The organism is Pseudomonas sp. PDM22 (genome assembly GCF_014851965.1).
In the GTDB taxonomy this organism is placed as follows: Bacteria; Pseudomonadota; Gammaproteobacteria; order Pseudomonadales; family Pseudomonadaceae; genus Pseudomonas.
The window spans coordinates 1,100,886-1,118,899 of sequence record NZ_JACVAR010000001.1; the positions used below are offsets into that span (position 1 = coordinate 1,100,886).

15 protein-coding genes are annotated in these 18,014 nt (G+C 66.4%); 12 read left to right on the top strand and 3 right to left on the bottom strand.

Translation table 11 applies throughout. From position 1 onward, the window contains the following. Window positions 1-161 precede the first annotated feature (161 nt). A complete protein-coding gene (locus IB255_RS05320; RefSeq protein WP_151188296.1) occupies window positions 162-1,001 on the bottom strand; it encodes an ATPase in 840 nt (279 codons plus the stop codon). A gap of 252 nt (window positions 1,002-1,253) precedes the next feature. On the opposite strand from IB255_RS05320, the gene IB255_RS05325 reads away from it, so the two are divergent. Continuing rightward, entirely contained in the window at window positions 1,254-1,538 is a 285-nt protein-coding gene (locus IB255_RS05325) for a hypothetical protein (RefSeq protein ID WP_230986100.1), read from the top strand. A gap of 169 nt (window positions 1,539-1,707) precedes the next feature. Here the strand turns inward: IB255_RS05325 and IB255_RS05330 are convergent, their stop codons facing one another. Further along, window positions 1,708-2,697, bottom strand: a complete 990-nt coding sequence (locus IB255_RS05330) for an NAD-dependent epimerase/dehydratase family protein (protein ID WP_081516370.1) — start codon at window positions 2,695-2,697, stop codon at window positions 1,708-1,710. Window positions 2,698-2,890: 193 nt separating this feature from the next. Here IB255_RS05330 and IB255_RS05335 point away from each other — a divergent pair, with 193 nt between their 5' ends. Further along, window positions 2,891-3,952 carry a saccharopine dehydrogenase family protein gene (locus IB255_RS05335; protein ID WP_081516371.1) on the top strand — a complete coding sequence of 354 codons (1,062 nt, stop codon included), beginning with the start codon at window positions 2,891-2,893 and terminating at the stop codon, window positions 3,950-3,952. Here the strand turns inward: IB255_RS05335 and IB255_RS05340 are convergent. After that, window positions 3,939-4,844: a LysR family transcriptional regulator ArgP gene (locus tag IB255_RS05340; protein ID WP_139791484.1), complete on the bottom strand. Its 906-nt coding sequence runs from the start codon at window positions 4,842-4,844 to the stop codon at window positions 3,939-3,941. The two genes, IB255_RS05335 and IB255_RS05340, sit on opposite strands and share 14 nt — an antisense overlap. Window positions 4,845-4,937: 93 nt before the next feature. On the opposite strand from IB255_RS05340, the gene IB255_RS05345 reads away from it, so the two are divergent. The 10 genes from IB255_RS05345 (at window position 4,938) to IB255_RS05390 (ending at window position 17,897) form a co-directional block, all read left to right on the top strand. Beyond that, a complete protein-coding gene (locus IB255_RS05345) occupies window positions 4,938-5,345 on the top strand; it encodes an ACT domain-containing protein (RefSeq protein WP_081516373.1) in 408 nt (135 codons plus the stop codon). Between the two features lie 3 nt (window positions 5,346-5,348). Continuing rightward, window positions 5,349-5,951, top strand: coding sequence for a LysE/ArgO family amino acid transporter (locus IB255_RS05350; protein ID WP_081516374.1), 603 nt, complete (start codon window positions 5,349-5,351; stop codon window positions 5,949-5,951). Between the two features lie 326 nt (window positions 5,952-6,277). Continuing rightward, a complete protein-coding gene (locus IB255_RS05355; RefSeq protein ID WP_045211147.1) occupies window positions 6,278-6,859 on the top strand; it encodes a superoxide dismutase in 582 nt (193 codons plus the stop codon). A gap of 192 nt (window positions 6,860-7,051) precedes the next feature. Next, window positions 7,052-9,133, top strand: a complete 2,082-nt coding sequence (locus IB255_RS05360) for a putative bifunctional diguanylate cyclase/phosphodiesterase (RefSeq protein WP_081516375.1) — start codon at window positions 7,052-7,054, stop codon at window positions 9,131-9,133. Between the two features lie 205 nt (window positions 9,134-9,338). Continuing rightward, the gene (locus IB255_RS05365) at window positions 9,339-10,676 is read left to right on the top strand and encodes an imelysin family protein (protein WP_081516376.1); all 1,338 of its coding nucleotides are present in this window, start codon (window positions 9,339-9,341) and stop codon (window positions 10,674-10,676) included. Window positions 10,677-10,873: 197 nt separating this feature from the next. Next, window positions 10,874-12,298, top strand: a complete 1,425-nt coding sequence (locus tag IB255_RS05370; RefSeq protein WP_081516377.1) for a di-heme oxidoredictase family protein — start codon at window positions 10,874-10,876, stop codon at window positions 12,296-12,298. A 15-nt stretch (window positions 12,299-12,313) separates the two neighbouring features. Then, entirely contained in the window at window positions 12,314-13,375 is a 1,062-nt protein-coding gene (locus IB255_RS05375; protein ID WP_081516378.1) for an imelysin family protein, read from the top strand. A 153-nt stretch (window positions 13,376-13,528) separates the two neighbouring features. Beyond that, window positions 13,529-14,623 (top strand): DUF1513 domain-containing protein, encoded by a 1,095-nt coding sequence (locus IB255_RS05380; RefSeq protein ID WP_081516446.1) that lies wholly within the window; start codon window positions 13,529-13,531, stop codon window positions 14,621-14,623. A 242-nt stretch (window positions 14,624-14,865) separates the two neighbouring features. Continuing rightward, window positions 14,866-16,491 carry a methyl-accepting chemotaxis protein gene (locus IB255_RS05385; protein WP_081516379.1) on the top strand — a complete coding sequence of 542 codons (1,626 nt, stop codon included), beginning with the start codon at window positions 14,866-14,868 and terminating at the stop codon, window positions 16,489-16,491. 290 nt (window positions 16,492-16,781) lie between these two features. Next, window positions 16,782-17,897: an efflux RND transporter periplasmic adaptor subunit gene (locus tag IB255_RS05390; protein WP_081516380.1), complete on the top strand. Its 1,116-nt coding sequence runs from the start codon at window positions 16,782-16,784 to the stop codon at window positions 17,895-17,897. Window positions 17,898-18,014: the final 117 nt, after the last annotated feature.

Consider the following 18,014-nt stretch of genomic DNA (forward strand, 5'->3'; position numbering starts at 1 on the left):
GGAGAGAATCGGAATGACTCTCATTTGTTAGCGATTATTCGCCTCGAAGCCGGCCCTGAAACTGATTCAAGACAAGAATTGCCGTTACTACCCCCAAAGAGGGATGGCCAGAAAAAAGCCCCCGGACCTGTCGGTGCGGGGGCTTTTCTTCGGCAGGACAATCAGCGGGTGCTGATCTGCTGCTGGAGGTTCTGCATCTGCTGCTGCAGGGTGTTGATGTTGCGCATGACCTGGATGCGAAACACGTCGAACTCCTTGGTATCGCTGCTGGCCTGGCCCTGACGGCCATCGACCTCGGCGCGCAGCAGCATCAGGTCGTCCTGAAGGCTCTTGATCGCCTGGCTCTGGTTGCCCTGCTTCTTCAGGTTGGCGATCTCGGTGTTCAGCGCCTGGATCTGCTGGTTGGCGGCGGTCAGATCAGCCTGCACGTTCTTGAACTTGGCCTGTTCATCAGTGATGGACTTGAGCTTGACGTCGAGCTGCTGCATCAGCAGCGCGGCGCTTTCCTGCTGGGCCTTGAGGTCGGCGCTGACCTGCGCCAGGCGCTTGCCCTGGGCGCCGTCGAATTCCGACAGGGACGTCTGCTGCGCCTTGGCCTGCTCGGCCAAACGGCCCTGCAGCTGCTTGACCTGCAGCTTCAGCGCCTCGCGGTCGGTCATGCCGTTGGATTCGTTGGCGACGAACTTGCCGCGGATGTCGTCCAGGCGACCGGCGGCTTCCTCGCTGATCTTGGCGAAGCTTTCCTGGGTGGCGATCAGTTGCTGTTCCATCAGCAGCAGTTGCTGATGGCTCCACCAGCCCACGCCGGCCAGGGCGATGGCCATGGCCGCGACCAGCGCCCACAGCGCACCGGTACCGCCACCGCGTTTCACCGCCTGGGGCACGGGGCGGCCGTTGGGCTCGACCACGCGGCGCGGGTGATGACCGAACTCGTCGCGGTCGGCGGCGTCGGTGGAAAGGTGGGGCACATCATCGAATTCGTCGAACGTGTCGTTACGCATGGAATGAACCTGTGGGGATAAAGCGGCGTGTTGCCTGCGCAGGGCGCAGTATATCCGTTCGCGTGACGCTCAGAGCAGCGTGCCATCACAGGGCGTCACGCACCTCGTCGGCGCACAGAAGACCCGTGACGGAGGTCGCAGTTCCCCAGGCGACCCGCCAATAGTGGCTTTGCGACATCGTGGCACGCCCCTTGCTCCCGCTCCAAGTACTTGGCGCCGCTTTGGCGCCCTTCGCGGGGAGGAAGTCGGGTGATCGAACTCAACAAGGCCATCCTGGATTGCATGCGTGAACTGCGCCGCCGTCTGCGTGAAGAACAGGCACTGGAGATCCAGTACCAGCAGAGCGACGCCATCGAGCGGATGCTCCGCGCCTGCGCCGACTCAGCGCGGGAAGAAACGCGCCAGCTGGGCGAACGCCTGAGCGAGCTGAGCGGCGTGAAGCTGCCCCGCGTGGTGCAGGAGCCGAGTTTCCTGCCAATGCAGGGCAGTGGCGACCAGCAGTACTCCGGGCCGCTGCGGGGCGGTGCTCGACGCTGAACGAGCCTCGAAAGCGTAGGGCGCATAATCTGGAACAGGTTATCCGCCGGCACCCGCACGGCGGATAACGCTGGCGCGTTTTTCGTCCTGCACGCTGCGGAGTTGATCCTGCAGGAGCGTGCCATGCGCGATCGCGGGCATGGCCCGCTCCTACAGGTAGAGCCAACCGTCAGACGCCGCGCAACCGCCACCAGTCGCAGAACTCGTCCAGCGCATCCCACAGGCTCGCCTGCGGGTCGTAGTCGAGGTACTGGCGGGCGCGGGAGATGTCCAGGGAGAAATCCTTGGCCATCACCGCCATCCCCAGGCGATGCAGGGTCGGTTCCGGGCGGCCGGGCAGGACCTTGCACACGCCCTCGTTGAGCAGCGCCAGGTTATAAGCCAGCCCGTAGGGCATGTGGCGCTCCACCGGCTGCATGTCCAGCCGGCGCAGGACGTAGTTCACCACGTCCCAAAGCGGCAGCGGCTGGCCGTTGCTGATGTTGTAGGCCTGGCCGAGCGCCTCGTCGCCCGCCATCAGGCTGGCGAACAGCGCGTCGTTGAGGTTCTGGATGCTGGTGAAATCGACCTTGTTCAGGCCCTGGCCGATGATGCGCAGGCGGCCCTTGCGGTGTGCGGCGATCATCCGCGGAAAGATACTGGTGTCGCCGGCGCCGGTGACGAAGCGCGGGCGCAGCGCCAGCACTTCCAGGCCGAATTCCTGGGCGCCGAGGGCGACCAGCTCGGACTGGTACTTGGTCGATCCGTAGTGGTTGGCGAAGCGCTTGGGCACCTGCTGCTCGGTGATGCCGACATGGGACTGGCCATCGAAGTAGATCGACGGCGAGGACAGGTGCACCAGCCGGCGCACCTTCTGCTTGAGACAGGCCTCGACCACCGACTCGGTCATGGTCACATTGGCCTGGTGGAAGTACGCCTGGCTGCCCCACACACCCACCGCACCGGCGCAATGCACCACGGCATCGACGCCGCTGCACAGCGCGCGGACCAGTGCCGGGTCCGACAGGTCGCCCGCCATGAACTCGGCCCCGCGTGCCACCAGCGGCTGCAGCGCCTCTTCGCGGCGTCCGTTCACCCGAACCGCCAGCCCCTGTTCGAGGGCAAAACGGGCAAAACGCCCGCCAATGAACCCGCTGGCTCCGGTGACCAGAATCTTCATGCACGCCACTCCCGTTCTTATAGTCCGGCGACTCTAGCAGGCGCCGTACCGTACTACTCTGGCCTTGCACGCCAGAAACGAATCCTTGCAGACCGCGCCGCTGCGCCAGGGTTGCACGACTTGCGATCGGCGACATGCGCCGGGTGGTTGCGACTACCCTTTGAGGCACGCAGTTTTCTCAAGAGGCCACACCATGAGCAAGCCCCACTGGATGATCTACGGCGCCAACGGCTACACCGGCCGGCTGGTGGCCGAGCAGGCGCAGCGCGAAGGCCTGAAGCCGGTCCTCGGCGGCCGCAACCCGGCCAGCCTGCATGCGCTGGGCAGTTCACTGGGCCTGGAATGCCGGGTGTTCGACCTGAACGACAGCGCCGCCGCCCTGGCCGCGCTGGAAGATGTCGGCGTGGTCGCCAACTGCGCGGGACCCTTTTCCGCCACGGCAGCGCCGATGATCGAGGCATGCATCGCCAGCGGCGCGCATTACGTGGACATCACCGGGGAGATTTCCGTCTTCGAATACGCCCACAGCCTCGACGAAGTGGCGCGCACGGCGGGCGTGGTGATCTGCCCCGGCGTCGGCTTCGACGTGATCCCCACCGACTGCGTCGCCGCCTGCCTGAAGGAAGCCATGCCCGATGCCGCGCACCTCGCGCTGGGCTTCGACAGCGGCAGCGGCCTCTCGCCGGGCACCGCCAAAACCACCGTGGAAGGCCTCAAGCTGGGCGGCAAGGTGCGCGAGGCCGGGCGCCTGCGCGACGTGCCGCTGGGCTACAAGCGCCGCGACATCGACTTCGGCCGAGGCCTCAAGCATGCGGTAACCATCCCCTGGGGCGACGTGGCAACGGCCTACTACTCCACCGGCATCGGCGATATCGAGGTCTACCTGCCGGTGCCGCCGGCCGCCGCCATCGGCATGCGGGTGATGGACAGCCTGCGCCCGCTGCTGGGCCGCGACCGCGTGCAGGACTGGCTCAAGCAGCAAGTGGACAAGCGCGTCCATGGCCCCAACGAACTGGCCCGCAGCAAGCTGCGCACCTGGGTCTGGGGCGAAGTGCGCAACGCCCGTGGCGAACGCCGCACCGCACGGCTGGAAACGGCCAACGGCTACGACGTGACCATCCACGGCGTGCTCTTCGCGGTGCGCCACCTGCTGGCCAACCCCAACACGGTCGGCTACTTCACTCCGTCGAAACTCTTCGGAGCGCGCTGCATCGAGCAGTTGCCAGGCAGCGGCAGCATCGTCATTCGCGGCTGATCGGCACCATGAGCCCCGGCGCCTTCGCCAGCAGGTGCCGGGTCAGCGCGGCGAGCAATTCGCCGCCGTTTCGCCAGTGGTGCCAGTAAAGCGGCACGTCGATCACCTGCCCCGGCAGCATGTCCACCAGCTCGCCGCGCTCCAGTTCGCCGCGCACCTGTTGCTCCGGCACCAGGCCCCAGCCGAGGCCGCCGCTGGTCATGCGCACGAAGCCTTCGGAAGACGGACACAGGTGGTAGCTGAAGTGGCCGTCGACGCCGAGGTCCTTCAGGTAGCGGTGCTGCAGTTGATCGTCCGGGCCGTAGACGATGGCCGGGGCGCGGACCAATCCGGCAGGCGTCACGCCCCTCGGGAAGTGCCGGGCGATGAATTCCGGGCTGGCCAGCCCGCGATAGCGCATGGCGCCCAGCGGCTCGCAGCGCCCGCCTGCCACCGGGCGCGGACTGGCGCAAACGCAGCCGGCCACCTCGCCCGCGCGCATGCGCTTGAGGCCGACCTCCTGATCCTCGACCACCAGGTCCAGCAGCACGTGGCGCTCGCCGCAGAAATCGCCGACCGCATGGGCCCACCAGGTGGCCAGGCTGTCGGCGTTCAGTGCCAGGCGCAGGCGCTCGGGTGCCGCGCCGTCGTCCAGGGCGGGAACCCATTGCTGCAGATCGCCCTCCAGCAGCCGCACCTGCTGCACATGGTTGAGCAGGCGCTGGCCGAGATCGGTCGGTTGCGGCCGCGCCGCGCGCACCAGCACCGGCTGGCCGACCCGCGCTTCAAGCAGCTTGATGCGCTGGGAAATGGCCGATTGCGATAGCCCCAGCACCTGGGCGCCGCGCTCGAAACCGCCCTGCTCCACCACGGCAGCCAGGGCGGCAAGCAGCTTGTAGTCGAACATGATCAGTTTCCCTAATGAGATATCAGCAGTATTGGTTTTTCTTATACAGGCCAAAGCCGGACAATCGCCAGCATTCCCACTCTTTATGGATTGCCCACCATGGCTGGCGAAACCTCCCTGGCCGCGCTGCTGCGCGACATGACCCCGGTGCTCAACGACGGCGAGTACGTCTTCTGCACCCTGCCCGACGGCCAATTGCCAGCCGGACTGCAACCGCTGGGCAGCTTTCGCGAAAGCGAGGGGCTGACGCTGATCCTGTCGCGCGCCGAAGCCGAACAAGCCGGGCTGTCCTTCGACTACGTCGCCGCCTGGCTGACCCTGGAAGTGCACTCGGCGCTGCAGGCGGTCGGCCTCACCGCCGCCGTGGCCGGCGCCCTGGCCACGGCCGGGATCAGCTGCAACGTGATTGCCGCCTGGTACCACGACCATCTGTTCGTCGCCTACGCCGACGGCCCGCGAGCGCTGGACGTGCTGCGCGCCCTCGCCCGCAACCCGGAAGGAGCCTGAATCATGTGGCAGAGCTACCTCAACGGTGTACTGGTCGCCGCCGGCCTGATCATCGCCATCGGCGCGCAGAACGCCTTCGTCCTCGCCCAGAGCCTGCGCCGCGAACATCACCTGTCAGTGGCCGCGCTGTGCGTGCTGTGCGACGCCATCCTGGTCAGCGCCGGGGTGTTCGGCCTGGCCAAGGTCCTCGCCGAGAACCCGACGCTGCTGGCCATCGCGCGCTGGGGCGGCGTCACCTTCCTGGTCTGGTACGGCCTCAAGGCACTGCGTCGTGCAGTCGCACCCGAAGCCATGGCCGACGCCCAGGAAACCGGCCCGCGCTCGCGCCGCACCGTGCTCATGGCAGCGCTGGCGGTGACCCTGCTCAACCCCCACGTCTACCTCGACACCGTGCTGCTGATCGGCTCACTCGGCGCCCAGCAGGCAGCGCCCGGCGCCTACGCCATGGGCGCCGCCAGCGCCTCGCTGCTGTGGTTTTTCACCCTGGCCTTCGGCGCCGCGTGGCTTGCGCCATGGCTGGCGCGGCCGGCCACCTGGCGTCTGGTAGACCTGATGGTCGCAGTGATGATGCTGGGCATGGCCGCGCAACTGGTGTTCGCCAGCTGATCTCCGGCCCGCAGAAGGAAGCTTTTCGAACGACGTTCCGTCATCCCGGTCTGTGCATAATGAGCGTCGCGCTCCGGCGCAAGCCGCTGTGCAGGGCCTTTGCCCCTACAGTTGCTGCGTGGATATGCCGCAGGTCGGGTGCTATGATCGGACCTTCGTGGCGCCGGCGGGCTCTGAGCCTTCCGGACGCAACTGGCGCGCTGCCTGCCCCTTGATGGGGCGCATTGCAGCTACGCCCGGATGCCGCGACAAACATCGAACCGGCCCCGTGTACCGGTCGCGCGCACGTCGCGCTAGCCCAGACTGAGTGAGATAGGAGAGAGACCATGGCTTTCGAATTGCCGCCGCTGCCTTACGCGAAGAACGCCCTTGAGCCGCACATTTCCGCGGAAACCCTGGAATTCCACCACGACAAGCACCACAACACCTACGTCGTGAACCTGAACAACCTGGTTCCGGGTACCGAGTTCGAAGGCAAGAGCCTGGAAGACATCGTCAAGACCTCTTCCGGCGGCATCTTCAACAACGCCGCCCAGGTGTGGAACCACACCTTCTACTGGAACTGCCTGAGCCCCAACGGCGGTGGCCAGCCCACCGGCGCCCTGGCTGACGCCATCAACGCTGCCTTCGGTTCCTTCGACAAGTTCAAGGAAGAGTTCAGCAAGACCTCCATCGGCACCTTCGGCTCCGGCTGGGGCTGGCTGGTGAAGAAAGCCGACGGCTCCCTGGCCCTGGCCAGCACCATCGGTGCCGGCTGCCCGCTGACCAGCGGCGACACCCCGCTGCTGACCTGCGACGTCTGGGAACACGCCTACTACATCGACTACCGCAACCTGCGTCCGAAGTACGTCGAGGCGTTCTGGAACCTGGTCAACTGGGACTTCGTGGCCGAGCAGTTCGCTGCCTGAATGTACCCTGTCTGATACGAAAACCCGGCCTCGCGCCGGGTTTTTTCGTAATGGGCGCGTAACACCTTCGTGTCAGCTAACCTGAAAGGCCGGTACAGTCACGAAACACAACGATGGCCCTTTGACGTCATTGCGCCAATTGCCAATACTCAGCCCCAGTCGTTCGCCCCTGGCGAGAAACAAGGAACGCCCTTGAAACTGGATCCCCGGCACAGCCTCTCCCTCAAGCTGCTGCGAATGGTATTGCTCGCGGCCCTCGTGGTCGGGGTGGTACTCAGCTGTGCCCAGATCGTCTATGACGCCCACAAGGCGCGCCAGGCCGTACACAACGATGCCCAGCGCATCCTGGCGATGGTCCGCGATCCCTCTACCCAGGCCGTCTACAGCCTCGACCGCGATATGGCGATGCAGGTCCTCGAAGGCCTGTTCCAGCACGAAGCCGTGCGCTACGCCGCCATCGGCCACCCCGACGAACCCATGCTGGCGGAGAAATCCCGCCCGCTGCTGGACTCCAGCACCCGCTGGATGACCGACCCGATCCTCGGCGCCGAGCAGAACTACTCCATCCGCCTCGCCGGCCGCGGCGGCTCCAACGAGTACTACGGCGACCTGAAGATCACCCTCGACACCGCGCCCTACGGCGACGACTTCGTCGCCACCTCGGTGATCATCTTCATCTCCGGCATCCTCCGCGCCATGGCCCTGAGCCTGGTGCTGTTCATGGTCTACCACTGGCTGCTGACCAAGCCGCTGTCGAAGATCATCGAGCACCTCGCCTCCATCAACCCGGACCGCCCCAGCCAGCACAAGCTGCCGATGCCCGACGGCCACGAGAAGGACGAGCTGGGTCTATGGGTGAATACCGCCAACCAGCTGCTGGCCTCCATCGAGCGCAATGGCCACCTGCGCCGGGAGGCCGAAGACAGCCTGCTACGCATCTCCCAGTACGACTTCCTCACCGGCCTGCCCAACCGCAAGCTGCTGCAACAGCGCCTGGACCAGATCCTCGAGGGCGCCTCGCGCCTGCAACGCCGCGTCGCCGTGCTCTGCCTGGGCCTGGATGACTTCAAGGGCATCAACGAGCAATATAGCTACCAGTTCGGCGACCAGTTGCTGATCGCCCTCGCCGACCGCCTGCGTACCCGCAGCGCGCACCTCGGCGCCCTGGCACGACTGGGCGGCGACCAGTTCGCCCTGGTCCAGGCCGACATCGAACAGCCCTACGAAGCGGCGGAACTGGCCCAGCAGATCCTCGACGACCTGGAAGCCCCCTTCGAGCTCGACCAGCACCTGGTGCACCTGCGCGCCACCATCGGCATCACGCTGTTCCCCGAGGACGGCGAGACCACCGAGAAGCTGTTGCAGAAAGCCGAGCAGACCATGACCCTGGCCAAGAGCCGTTCGCGCAATCGCTACCAGTTCTACATCGCCAGCGTCGACAGCGAGATGCGTCGACGCCGGGAGCTGGAGAAGGACCTGCGCGAGGCACTGGCACGCAACGAACTGCACCTGGTGTATCAGCCGCAGGTGGATTACCGCGATCACCGCGTGGTCGGCGTGGAAGCACTATTGCGCTGGCAGCACCCGACCCAGGGCTGGGTCGCGCCGGACCTGTTCATTCCGCTGGCGGAACAGAACGGCAGCATCTTCAGTATCGGCGAATGGGTGCTCGACCAGTCCTGCCGGCAACTGCGCGAATGGCACGACCAGGGCTTCGACGACCTGCGCCTGGCGGTCAACCTGTCCACCGTGCAGCTGCGCCACAACGCCTTGCCGCGGGTGGTCAGCAACCTGCTGCAGATGCACCGCTTGCCGCCGCGCTCGCTGGAGCTGGAAGTCACCGAGACCGGCCTGATGGAGGACATCTCCACCGCCGCCCAGCACCTGCTCAGCCTGCGCCGCGCAGGCGCCTTGATCGCCATCGACGACTTCGGCACCGGCTACTCCTCGCTGAGCTACCTGAAGAGCCTGCCGCTGGACAAGATCAAGATCGACAAGAGCTTCGTTCAGGACCTGCTGCTGGACGACGATGACGCCACCATCGTTCGCGCCATCATCCAGCTGGGCAAGAGCCTGGGCATGCAGGTGATCGCCGAGGGCGTGGAGACGGTCGAGCAGGAGGCCTACATCATTGCCCAGGGCTGCCACGAAGGTCAGGGCTACCTTTACAGCAAGCCGCTGCCGGCGCGCGAACTGACGCTCTACCTCAAGCAGGCGCGACGCCTGGCCGAAGCGGCCGGCGGCAATCCCAACGGCTCCGTCGAGCGCCATTGATTCCCTGATACCGCGCCCTGCGCGCGATCGCAGGCAAGGCCCGCTCCTGCACGCCAATTCCCTTCTGCTGGCGACTTGCTGGCCCCTTGATCGAGCGGCGCCATCGATCTCTCTTTTCAAAAATGCAAATCTTTCGCATTATGTTGCGGATTTTCTTGCGCAGTCCTTTTTACGTGCGCCTCCTCTCCATGCAAAGGAACCCGTCATGACTCGTATGCCCTGGGCCACTGCCAGCCTGCTCGCCATCGCCATTTCCCTCGCCGGCTGCGGCGATGACAAGAAAGCCGAAGCCCCCGCCGCCGCTCCGGCTGCCAGCACCCAGAGCACTGCCCCGGCAGCGGCTGCCAAGGTCGACGAGGCCGCAGTCAAGGCCGTGGTGAAGAACTACCTGGACATCGCCGAAGCCACCTACGGCGACGCCCTGACCACCGCCAAGGCCCTGCAGACCGCCGTCGATGCGCTGATCGCCAAGCCCAGCGAAGAAACCCTGAAGGCCGCCCGCGAAGCCTGGATCGCCTCCCGCCCGTCCTACTCGCAGAGCGAAGCCTTCCGCTTCGGCAACTCGATCATCGACGACTGGGAAGGCGCGGTTAACGCCTGGCCGCTGGACGAAGGCCTGATCGACTACGTCGCCAAGGACTACCAGCACGCCGAAGGCAACGCCGGCGCCAGCGCCAACATCGTCGCCAACACCGAGATCCAGGTCGGCGAAGACAAGATCGACGTCAAGGAAATCACCGGCGAGAAGCTCAAGGGCCTGAACGAGCTGGGCGGTTCCGAAGCCAACGTCGCCACCGGCTACCACGCCATCGAATTCCTCCTGTGGGGCCAGGACCTGAACGGCACCAAGCCGGGCGCGGGCGACCGCAAGTACACCGACTACGCCCAGGGCAAGGACTGCACCAACGGTCATTGCGACCGTCGCGCCGCCTACCTGAAGGCCGTCACCGACCTGCTGGTTTCCGACCTGGAAGAAATGCACGGCAACTTCAAGGCCGGCGTCGCCGACAACTACCGCGCCAAGGTCGAGGCCGACACCGCCGAGAACAACCTGCGCAAGATGTTCTTCGGCATGGGTTCCCTGTCCCTGGGCGAGCTGGCCGGCGAGCGCATGAAGGTCGCGCTGGAAGCCAACTCCACCGAAGACGAGCACGACTGCTTCAGCGACAACACCCACAACACCCTGTTCTTCAACGCCAAGAGCATTCGCAACATCTACACCGGCGAATACAAGCGTACCGACGGCAGCGTCGTGAAGGGCCCGAGCCTGTCCGACCTGGTCGCCAAGGCTGACGCCCAGGCCGACACCGACCTGAAGGCCGACCTGGCCAACACCGAAGCCAAGATGCAGGTCATCGTCGACCGTGCCGAGAAGGACGGTGTGCACTTCGACCAGATGATCGCTCCGGAAGACAAGGACGATCAGCAGAAGATCCGCGACGCCATCGCCTCGCTGGTCAAGCAGACCGGCGCCATCGAGAAGGCCGCCACCGCGGTCGGCGTTCAGGACCTGAAGCCGGACAACGCCGATCACCAGTTCTGATCCGCCTGTCCTGACGGCTGAAAGTGCTGCGGCTCCACGCCGCAGCCACCTGCAAGCCTCTGCAAAGCCCCGCACTGCGGGGCTTTGTCATTTCCGGGCGGCAAACGATGTCGTTCTCAAATACAAATTTTTCATATTTGCATTTGACGCCCCTGCTACCATGGCGCGCTGCCATCTACCGCTCTGGAACCCCGCCAATGCTCCACCGCCGTACCGCCCTGTGCCTTGTGCCGCTGCTGTCTGCCCTCGCCCTTGCCGCGTGCAAGCCGGAGTCCTCCCAGCATGCCGTGGCCGAGCCTGGCGAAGCACTCTCCGGCGGCGCCACCACGGTGAAACAGAGCGATCGCAACGCCTATTCCATGCCCTCGGGCAACCTCACGCCGAGTCGCCGCCTGGACTTCGCCGTGGGCAACAGCTTCTTCCGCAATCCCTGGGTGATCGCACCGACCACCACCACCGCGCGCGACGGCCTCGGCCCGCTGTTCAACACCAACGCCTGCCAGAACTGCCACATCAAGGACGGTCGCGGCCATCCGCCGGAGATCAACGACGTCAACGCCGTGTCGATGCTGGTGCGCCTGTCGATCCCCGCCGGCGCCGCCGACGTCGAAACCATCAAGCGCCTGGGCGTGGTGCCCGAGCCGGTGTACGGCGGCCAGTTCCAGGACTCGGCCATCCCCGGCATCGCGCCCGAGGGCAAGGTGCGGGTGGACTACGAGCCGGTGAAGGTGAGCTTCAAGGACGGCACCGTGGTCGAGCTGCGCAAGCCCAAGCTGCTCATCAGCGACCTGGGCTACGGCCCGATGCACCAGGACACGCTGTTCTCCGCCCGCATCGCCCCGCCGATGATCGGCCTGGGCCTGCTGGAGTCCATCAGCGAGGCGGACATCCTCGCCAACGCCGAGCTCCAGGCCAAGGGCAGCGACGGCATCCACGGCCGGCCGAACCGGGTCTGGGACGACGAGAAACAGGCCACAGTCCTCGGCCGCTTCGGCTGGAAGGCCGGGCAACCCAACGTCGCCCAGCAGAACGCCCACGCCTTCTCCGGCGACATGGGCCTGACCAGCGACCTGCTGCCCAGCGATGACTGCACAGAAGCCCAGGTCGACTGCCGGAACGCCATCGACGGCGGCAAGCCGGAAGTCAGCCAGCACATCTTCAACCAGGTCGCCTTCTACGCCCGCAACCTCGCGGTGCCGGCGCGGCGCAAGGTCGACGACCCGCAGGTGCTCACCGGCAAGGGCCTGTTCTTCGACAGCGGCTGCGCCAGCTGCCACACGCCCAAGTTCACCACCGGCGCCAATGCCGCCGAGCCGGAACTGGCCAACCAGGTCATCCGCCCCTACAGCGACCTGTTGCTGCATGACATGGGCGAGGGACTAGCGGACAATCGCCCGGAATTTCTTGCCAGCGGCCGCGACTGGCGCACGTCGCCGCTGTGGGGCATCGGCCTGACCGAGACGGTCAACGGCCACACCCAGTTCCTGCATGACGGCCGCGCCCGCAACCTGCTCGAAGCCGTGCTCTGGCACGGCGGCGAAGCCGAAGCGGCCAAGCAACGCGTACTGAATTTCGACGCCGGGCAGCGCGATGCCCTGCTGGCGTTCCTGAACTCACTCTAAGGAGCCGAGCCCACCATGTTCCGCCCCCGACTGTTGATCACCAGCCTTGCCATCGCCCTGGGCGCCTGCTCGCCCACCGACCCGCAGGCCACCACCAGCGCCACGCTGGCCCAGCAGGTGATCCTGCCGACCTACAGCCGCTGGGTCGACGCCGACCGCGCGCTGGCCGCCAGCGCCCTGGCCTACTGCCAGGGCAAGGAAGACCTGACCAAGGCCCGCGCCGACTTCATGGCTGCGCAGAAGGCCTGGGCCGAGCTGCAGCCGCTGCTGGTCGGCCCGCTGGCCGAGGGCAACCGCTCCTGGCAGGTACAGTTCTGGCCGGACAAGAAGAACCTCGTGGCGCGCCAGGTCGAGCAACTGCTCAACAGCGGTAACGCGATCTCCCCGGCGACCCTGGATAAATCCAGCGTCGTGGTGCAGGGCCTGACCGCCTACGAATACATCCTCTACGACGCCAGGATCGACCTCGCCAACGCCGAGACCAAGGCGCGCTACTGCCCGCTGCTGGAAGCCATCGGCAGCCACCAGCAGGCCCTGGCGGAGAGCATCCTGGCGCAGTGGAAGCAGGACGGCGGCATGCTCGCCCAGCTCTCCAAGTTCCCCAACGAGCGCTACGCCGATGCCCACGAGGCCATCGCCGAGCTGCTGCGGGTACAGGTCACCGCGCTGGACATGCTGAAGAAGAAGCTCGGCACCCCGCTGGGCCGCCAGAGCAAGGGCATCCCGCAGCCGTTCCAGGCTGAAGGTTGGCGCAGCGACATGTCGCTGGCGAGCCTGGACTCCAGCCTGACCGGCGCCCAGGCGCTGTGGGACGGCACCGACAAGAAGGGCCTGCGCGCCCTGCTGCCGGCCGAACAGAAAGACCTGGCCGGCAAGATCGACGCGGCCTACGCCGACGTCCACGGCAAGCTGAAGGCGATCAACCAGCCGCTCAGCGAACTGCTCAAGGACGAAGCTGGCCTCAAGCAGCTGAACGACCTGTACGACAGCCTCAACGTCGTCCACCGCCTGCACGAAGGCGACCTGGCCAAGGCCCTGGGAGTGCAGCTGGGGTTCAACGCCAACGACGGGGATTGATTCGATCTGCTGCGCGTCGGCCATGCGTCGTTGGGACGGTGCGTCGGATTGCTCATTGGCTGGAGCCAACTCAGCATCCGCCGCACCATCCCGCCTAGCCTGGCTCTAGCTCGCAAGATCGATGGGATGCAGGAAGTGATAGAGGTGAAAGCCATGTTGCGACGTCACGTGATCGGCCTGGGCAGTCTGCTGCTCGGCGCCCTGACCTTCGGCGGCTGGACGCTGTCACGCAAGGGCAAGGAGCCCCTGGTGCTGTCCGCCCGTGACGACGCGGATGGCAAGCACTATGCCGTGGGCTATCGCCTGGACGGCAGTTGCGCCTTCGCCACTGAAGTCGGCCTGCGCTGCCACGACGTGGTGCAGCACCCCAGCCTGCCGCTGGCGCTGTTCGTCGCCCGCCGCCCCGGCCGGCAAAGCTACCTGATCGACCTGAATGACGGCCGCCTGCTGCAGACCGTCGATTCGCAGGCCGACCGCCACTTCTACGGCCACGGCGTTTGGCACAAGGACGGCGAGTGGCTCTACGCCACCGAAAACGACACCACCGATCCGGGTCGCGGCCTGCTCGGCGTGTACCGCTTCGATGGCGAGCGCCTGAACCACACCGGCGAGGTTTCCACCCACGGCCTCGGTCCGCACCAGGTGTCCTGGATGCCCGATGGCGAAACCCTGGTGGTGGCCAACGGCGGCATCCGTACCGAAGCCGAAAGCCGCGTTGAGATGAACCTCGACGCCATGGAGCCGAGCCTGGTGCTGATGCAGCGCGACGGCGCGCTGATCTCCAGGGAAACCCTGCCGCAGCAGATGAACAGCGTGCGCCACCTGGCCATCGCCGCGGACGGAACCATAGTCGCCGGCCAGCAATACATGGGCGACTCCCATGACCGCGCCGACCTGCTCGCCATCAAGCGCCCCGGCGAGGCCTTCCAGGCCTTCCCGCTGGCCGACGAGCAGCGCCTGGCGATGACCCAGTACACCGCCAGCGTCGCCGTGCACAACGACCTGCGCCTGGTCGCCCTGACCGCCCCGCGCGGCAACCGCTTCTTCATCTGGGACCTGGACTCCGGCGCCGTGCGCCTGGACGCGCCGCTGCCCGACTGCGCCGGTGTCGGCGCGGTGAAGGACGGCTTCGTCGTCACCTCAGGCCAGGGCCGCTGCCGCTTCTACGACTGCCGCAGCGAGCGCATCGCCGGCACCCCACTGGACCTGCCCCCGGCCTTCTGGGACAACCACCTGCACCTGGCCTGAACAGGATCGGTGAACGCTGGTTGAGCGCCGGCATTCCCTTGCAGGAGCGGGCCACGCCCGCGATCGCGCGCATGGCGCGCTCCTACGGGTGTGCTCAGTCGCTCACTCGACATTCGCCAGAACGCCCGTCCCAGAGCATCTGAAACCTCTACCACTCGTCTCCCTGGACTCAGGAAGACACCCATGCGGCCGATGCAAAGGCTGACCGATTCCCACCCTGCGTCTTAGAGGCGTAAACCAAGATGTCCCCCAACACTTCCCTGCGTACCCAGATCCTTTCGCTGCTGGGCGGCAGCCTGCTGCTCGTGCTGCTGATCGCCCTCGCCTGCTTCCACTTCCTCTCCGGCAGCGTCGGCGCCTACCAGCGCCTGCTGGACGGTCCGCTGCAGTCCTCGCAACTGGTCGACCAGGCGAACCTGGCCTTCAAGGTCCAGGTGCAGGAATGGAAGAACGTCCTGCTGCGCGGCCAGCAGCCGGCTGACCTGACCAAGTACTGGGGCCAGTTCGAGGACCAGGAACGCGTCGTGCAGGACGTGCTCGGTCGCCTGGAGCAGAACGCCGCCGCCGAGCCGCAGCTCAAGGCCCAGGTCAGCCGCCTGCGCGACGAACACCGCCAGCTCGGCCAGGCCTACCGCAAGGGCCGCGACGCCTACCTCGCCGCCGGCAGCGACCCGCGCACCGGTGACGCCGCGGTGAAAGGCATCGACCGCGCCGCCAGCGAGCAGATGGCCGCCCTGGTGGACAGCCTGCACCGCGATGCCCAGGAAGAAGCCGGGAACATCTCCGCCAGCGCCCACAGCACCGTCATCAGCGGCAGCCTGATCCTGCTGATCTCCGGCATCGCGCTGGGCCTGCTGAGTCTGTGGCTGGTCAACCGCAACCTGATCGGCCCGATCGCCCGCCTGATCGAACACATCGCCCTGCTCAGCGAAGGCAACTTCGGCGAGCGCGTCGACGCCAGCCGCCGCGATGAACTGGGCCGCCTGGCCCGCGCCGCCAATACCTTGCGCGACTTCCTGGCCGAGACCTTCACCCGCCTGAAACACAGCACCACCGAACTGGACACCGCCAGCGGCGAGCTGAACGCCATCGCCACCCTGATGGCCGAAGGCACCCGCGAGCAGTTCTCGCGCACCGACCAGGTAGCCACGGCGATGCACGAGATGTCCGCCACCGCCCAGGAAGTCGCCCGCCACGCCTCCGACGCCGCCCGCGCCGCCGACGATGCCGACCAGCACGCCCAGGAAGGCGGCGAAGTGATGAAGACCACCATCGTCACCATCACCGAGATGAGCAATGAGATCGCCAACACCGCCGAAGTCATCCGCCGCCTGGAAAGCGACAGCGGACGCATCGGCAAGGTGCTCGAAGTGATCCGCGGCATCGCCGACCAGACCAACCTGCTGGCCCTCAACGCCGCCATCGAGGCCGCCCGCGCCGGTGAAGCCGGCCGTGGCTTCGCCGTGGTCGCCGACGAGGTCCGCACCCTGGCCCAGCGCACCGCCGAGTCCACCGCCGAGATCCACCAGATCATCGATACCGTGCAGACCGGCTCGGTGAACGCCCTGCGCGCCATCGAGAGCGGCCAGACCCGCAGCGAACAGGGCGTGGAGCGCGTCACCCAGGCCGGCGAAGTGTTGCGCAGCATCACCCATGCGGTGGAAGCGATCCGCGACATGAACCGCCAGATCGCCACCGCCGCCGAGGAGCAGACCTCGGTCGCCGAGGACATCTCGCGCAACCTCACCGAGATCACCGCCATCGGCGCCACCAACGAGGAAAACGTGGTGCGTACCCAGGGTGCAAGCCGGCATTTGCACGGCCTCTCCGGTGAACTGGCGGACGTCACCCGCAAGCTCAGCGCCTGATCCACTTGTGCCACAGGGATGTGGCACCCTTCCCGGATCCGTCTGCTGCACCGATTCAGCGCGTATCTGCGGCAAACAACCTTACTTTTCGTGGGAAACCTCTTGTAATCGCAGGCCTTTGACTCGCCGCGCATTCAGGCATAAGGTGCGCAATTCCGCCCCGCAATGGGGCGTCCCCCGTATCGGCTTCAAAGCCTGATCGATATCTGCGCGAACGGAAGGCCGCCCGGCAACTTGTGGGCGAGCGATCGCGCCCGATTGCTGCCAGGCACGTACCAAGGAACAGGAAGATGTTGCGCCGCATGCTGATCATGCTGGGCGTAGTTGCCGTCATCGTTGCGGTGCTCGCCGGCTCGAAATACCTCTCCATCAAGAAACAGATTGCCATGTTCTCGGCGCCGCGTCCGCCGGTGAGCGTGAACGCAGCCAACGCCGAAGAGCGCGACTGGCAGAGCCGCCTGCAGGCCATCGGCACCTTGCGCGCGATCCAGGGCGTGACCCTGACCGCCGAGGTTTCCGGTACGGTCAGCGCGGTGCAGTTCGTCTCCGGCGACAAGGTCAAGGTCGGTCAGCCGGTGGTGCAACTCGAATCCGATGTCGAGCAGGCCACCCTGCGCACCGCCGAAGCGGACCTCGGGCTGGCCCAGGTCGAGTACGAGCGCGGCAAGAGCCTGGTGGGCCGCCAGGCCATTTCCAAGAGCGAGTACGACCGCCTCGCCGCCCAGCTGAACCGCTCCACCGCCACCGTCGCGCAACTGCGCGCGGCGCTGGCGAAGAAGCGCATCCTCGCGCCCTTCTCCGGCACCATCGGCATCCGCCAGGTGGACGTCGGCGACTACGTTTCCCCGGGCACCGAGATCGTCACCCTGCAGGACCTGACGACCTTGCAGGTGGACTTCTTCCTGCCCGAACAGGACTTCCCGCTGCTCAAGCGCGGGCAGAAAGTCGTGGTGCGCGTGGCGGCCTATCCGGGCCAGAGCTTCGACGCGCAGATCGACGCCATCAGCCCGCGCGTGGACAACCAGACGCGCAACCTGCTGGTCCGCGCCAGCATGGCCAACCCCGACGGCAAGCTGCTGCCGGGCATGTTCGCCAACCTGGAAGTGCAGTTGCCGGACAGCGCGCCGCGCATCGTGGTGCCTGAAACCGCGGTGGCCTTCACCCTGTACGGCAACTCGGTGTACGTGGTGGTGCCGCACAAGCCCAAGGACGGCGAAAAGGCGGAAGACGCCAAGGCCGACGCGCCGAAGCTGGATGTCGAGCGCCGCTTCGTGAAGACCGGCGAGCGCCGCGAAGGCAGCGTGGTGATCCTCGAGGGCCTGAAGGCCGGCGAAGAAGTAGTGACCTCCGGCCAGCTCAAGCTGGACAACGGCACCGCCGTGGCCATCGTCAAGGACCCGCAGTAATCGCACAGCAGTGCCCTCGCCACCGGCGAGGGCAACCAGAGACAACCGCTCTGCCCGGATTTCGCGAGCTAGAGCCAGGCAAGGCGGAGGGAATTGGCGAAAGCGGAGTTGGCTGTA

Coding starts and splice junctions, on each gene's coding strand:
- IB255_RS05345 (WP_081516373.1), top strand. CDS start 4,938: ATGGCTGGCGAAACCTCCCTGGCCGCGCTGCTGCGCGACATGACCCCG.
- IB255_RS05390 (WP_081516380.1), top strand. CDS start 16,782: ATGTTGCGCCGCATGCTGATCATGCTGGGCGTAGTTGCCGTCATCGTT.
- IB255_RS05355 (WP_045211147.1), top strand. CDS start 6,278: ATGGCTTTCGAATTGCCGCCGCTGCCTTACGCGAAGAACGCCCTTGAG.
- IB255_RS05380 (WP_081516446.1), top strand. CDS start 13,529: ATGTTGCGACGTCACGTGATCGGCCTGGGCAGTCTGCTGCTCGGCGCC.
- IB255_RS05365 (WP_081516376.1), top strand. CDS start 9,339: ATGACTCGTATGCCCTGGGCCACTGCCAGCCTGCTCGCCATCGCCATT.
- IB255_RS05385 (WP_081516379.1), top strand. CDS start 14,866: ATGTCCCCCAACACTTCCCTGCGTACCCAGATCCTTTCGCTGCTGGGC.
- IB255_RS05370 (WP_081516377.1), top strand. CDS start 10,874: ATGCTCCACCGCCGTACCGCCCTGTGCCTTGTGCCGCTGCTGTCTGCC.
- IB255_RS05350 (WP_081516374.1), top strand. CDS start 5,349: ATGTGGCAGAGCTACCTCAACGGTGTACTGGTCGCCGCCGGCCTGATC.
- IB255_RS05335 (WP_081516371.1), top strand. CDS start 2,891: ATGAGCAAGCCCCACTGGATGATCTACGGCGCCAACGGCTACACCGGC.
- IB255_RS05330 (WP_081516370.1), bottom strand. CDS start 2,697: ATGAAGATTCTGGTCACCGGAGCCAGCGGGTTCATTGGCGGGCGTTTT.
- IB255_RS05320 (WP_151188296.1), bottom strand. CDS start 1,001: ATGCGTAACGACACGTTCGACGAATTCGATGATGTGCCCCACCTTTCC.
- IB255_RS05375 (WP_081516378.1), top strand. CDS start 12,314: ATGTTCCGCCCCCGACTGTTGATCACCAGCCTTGCCATCGCCCTGGGC.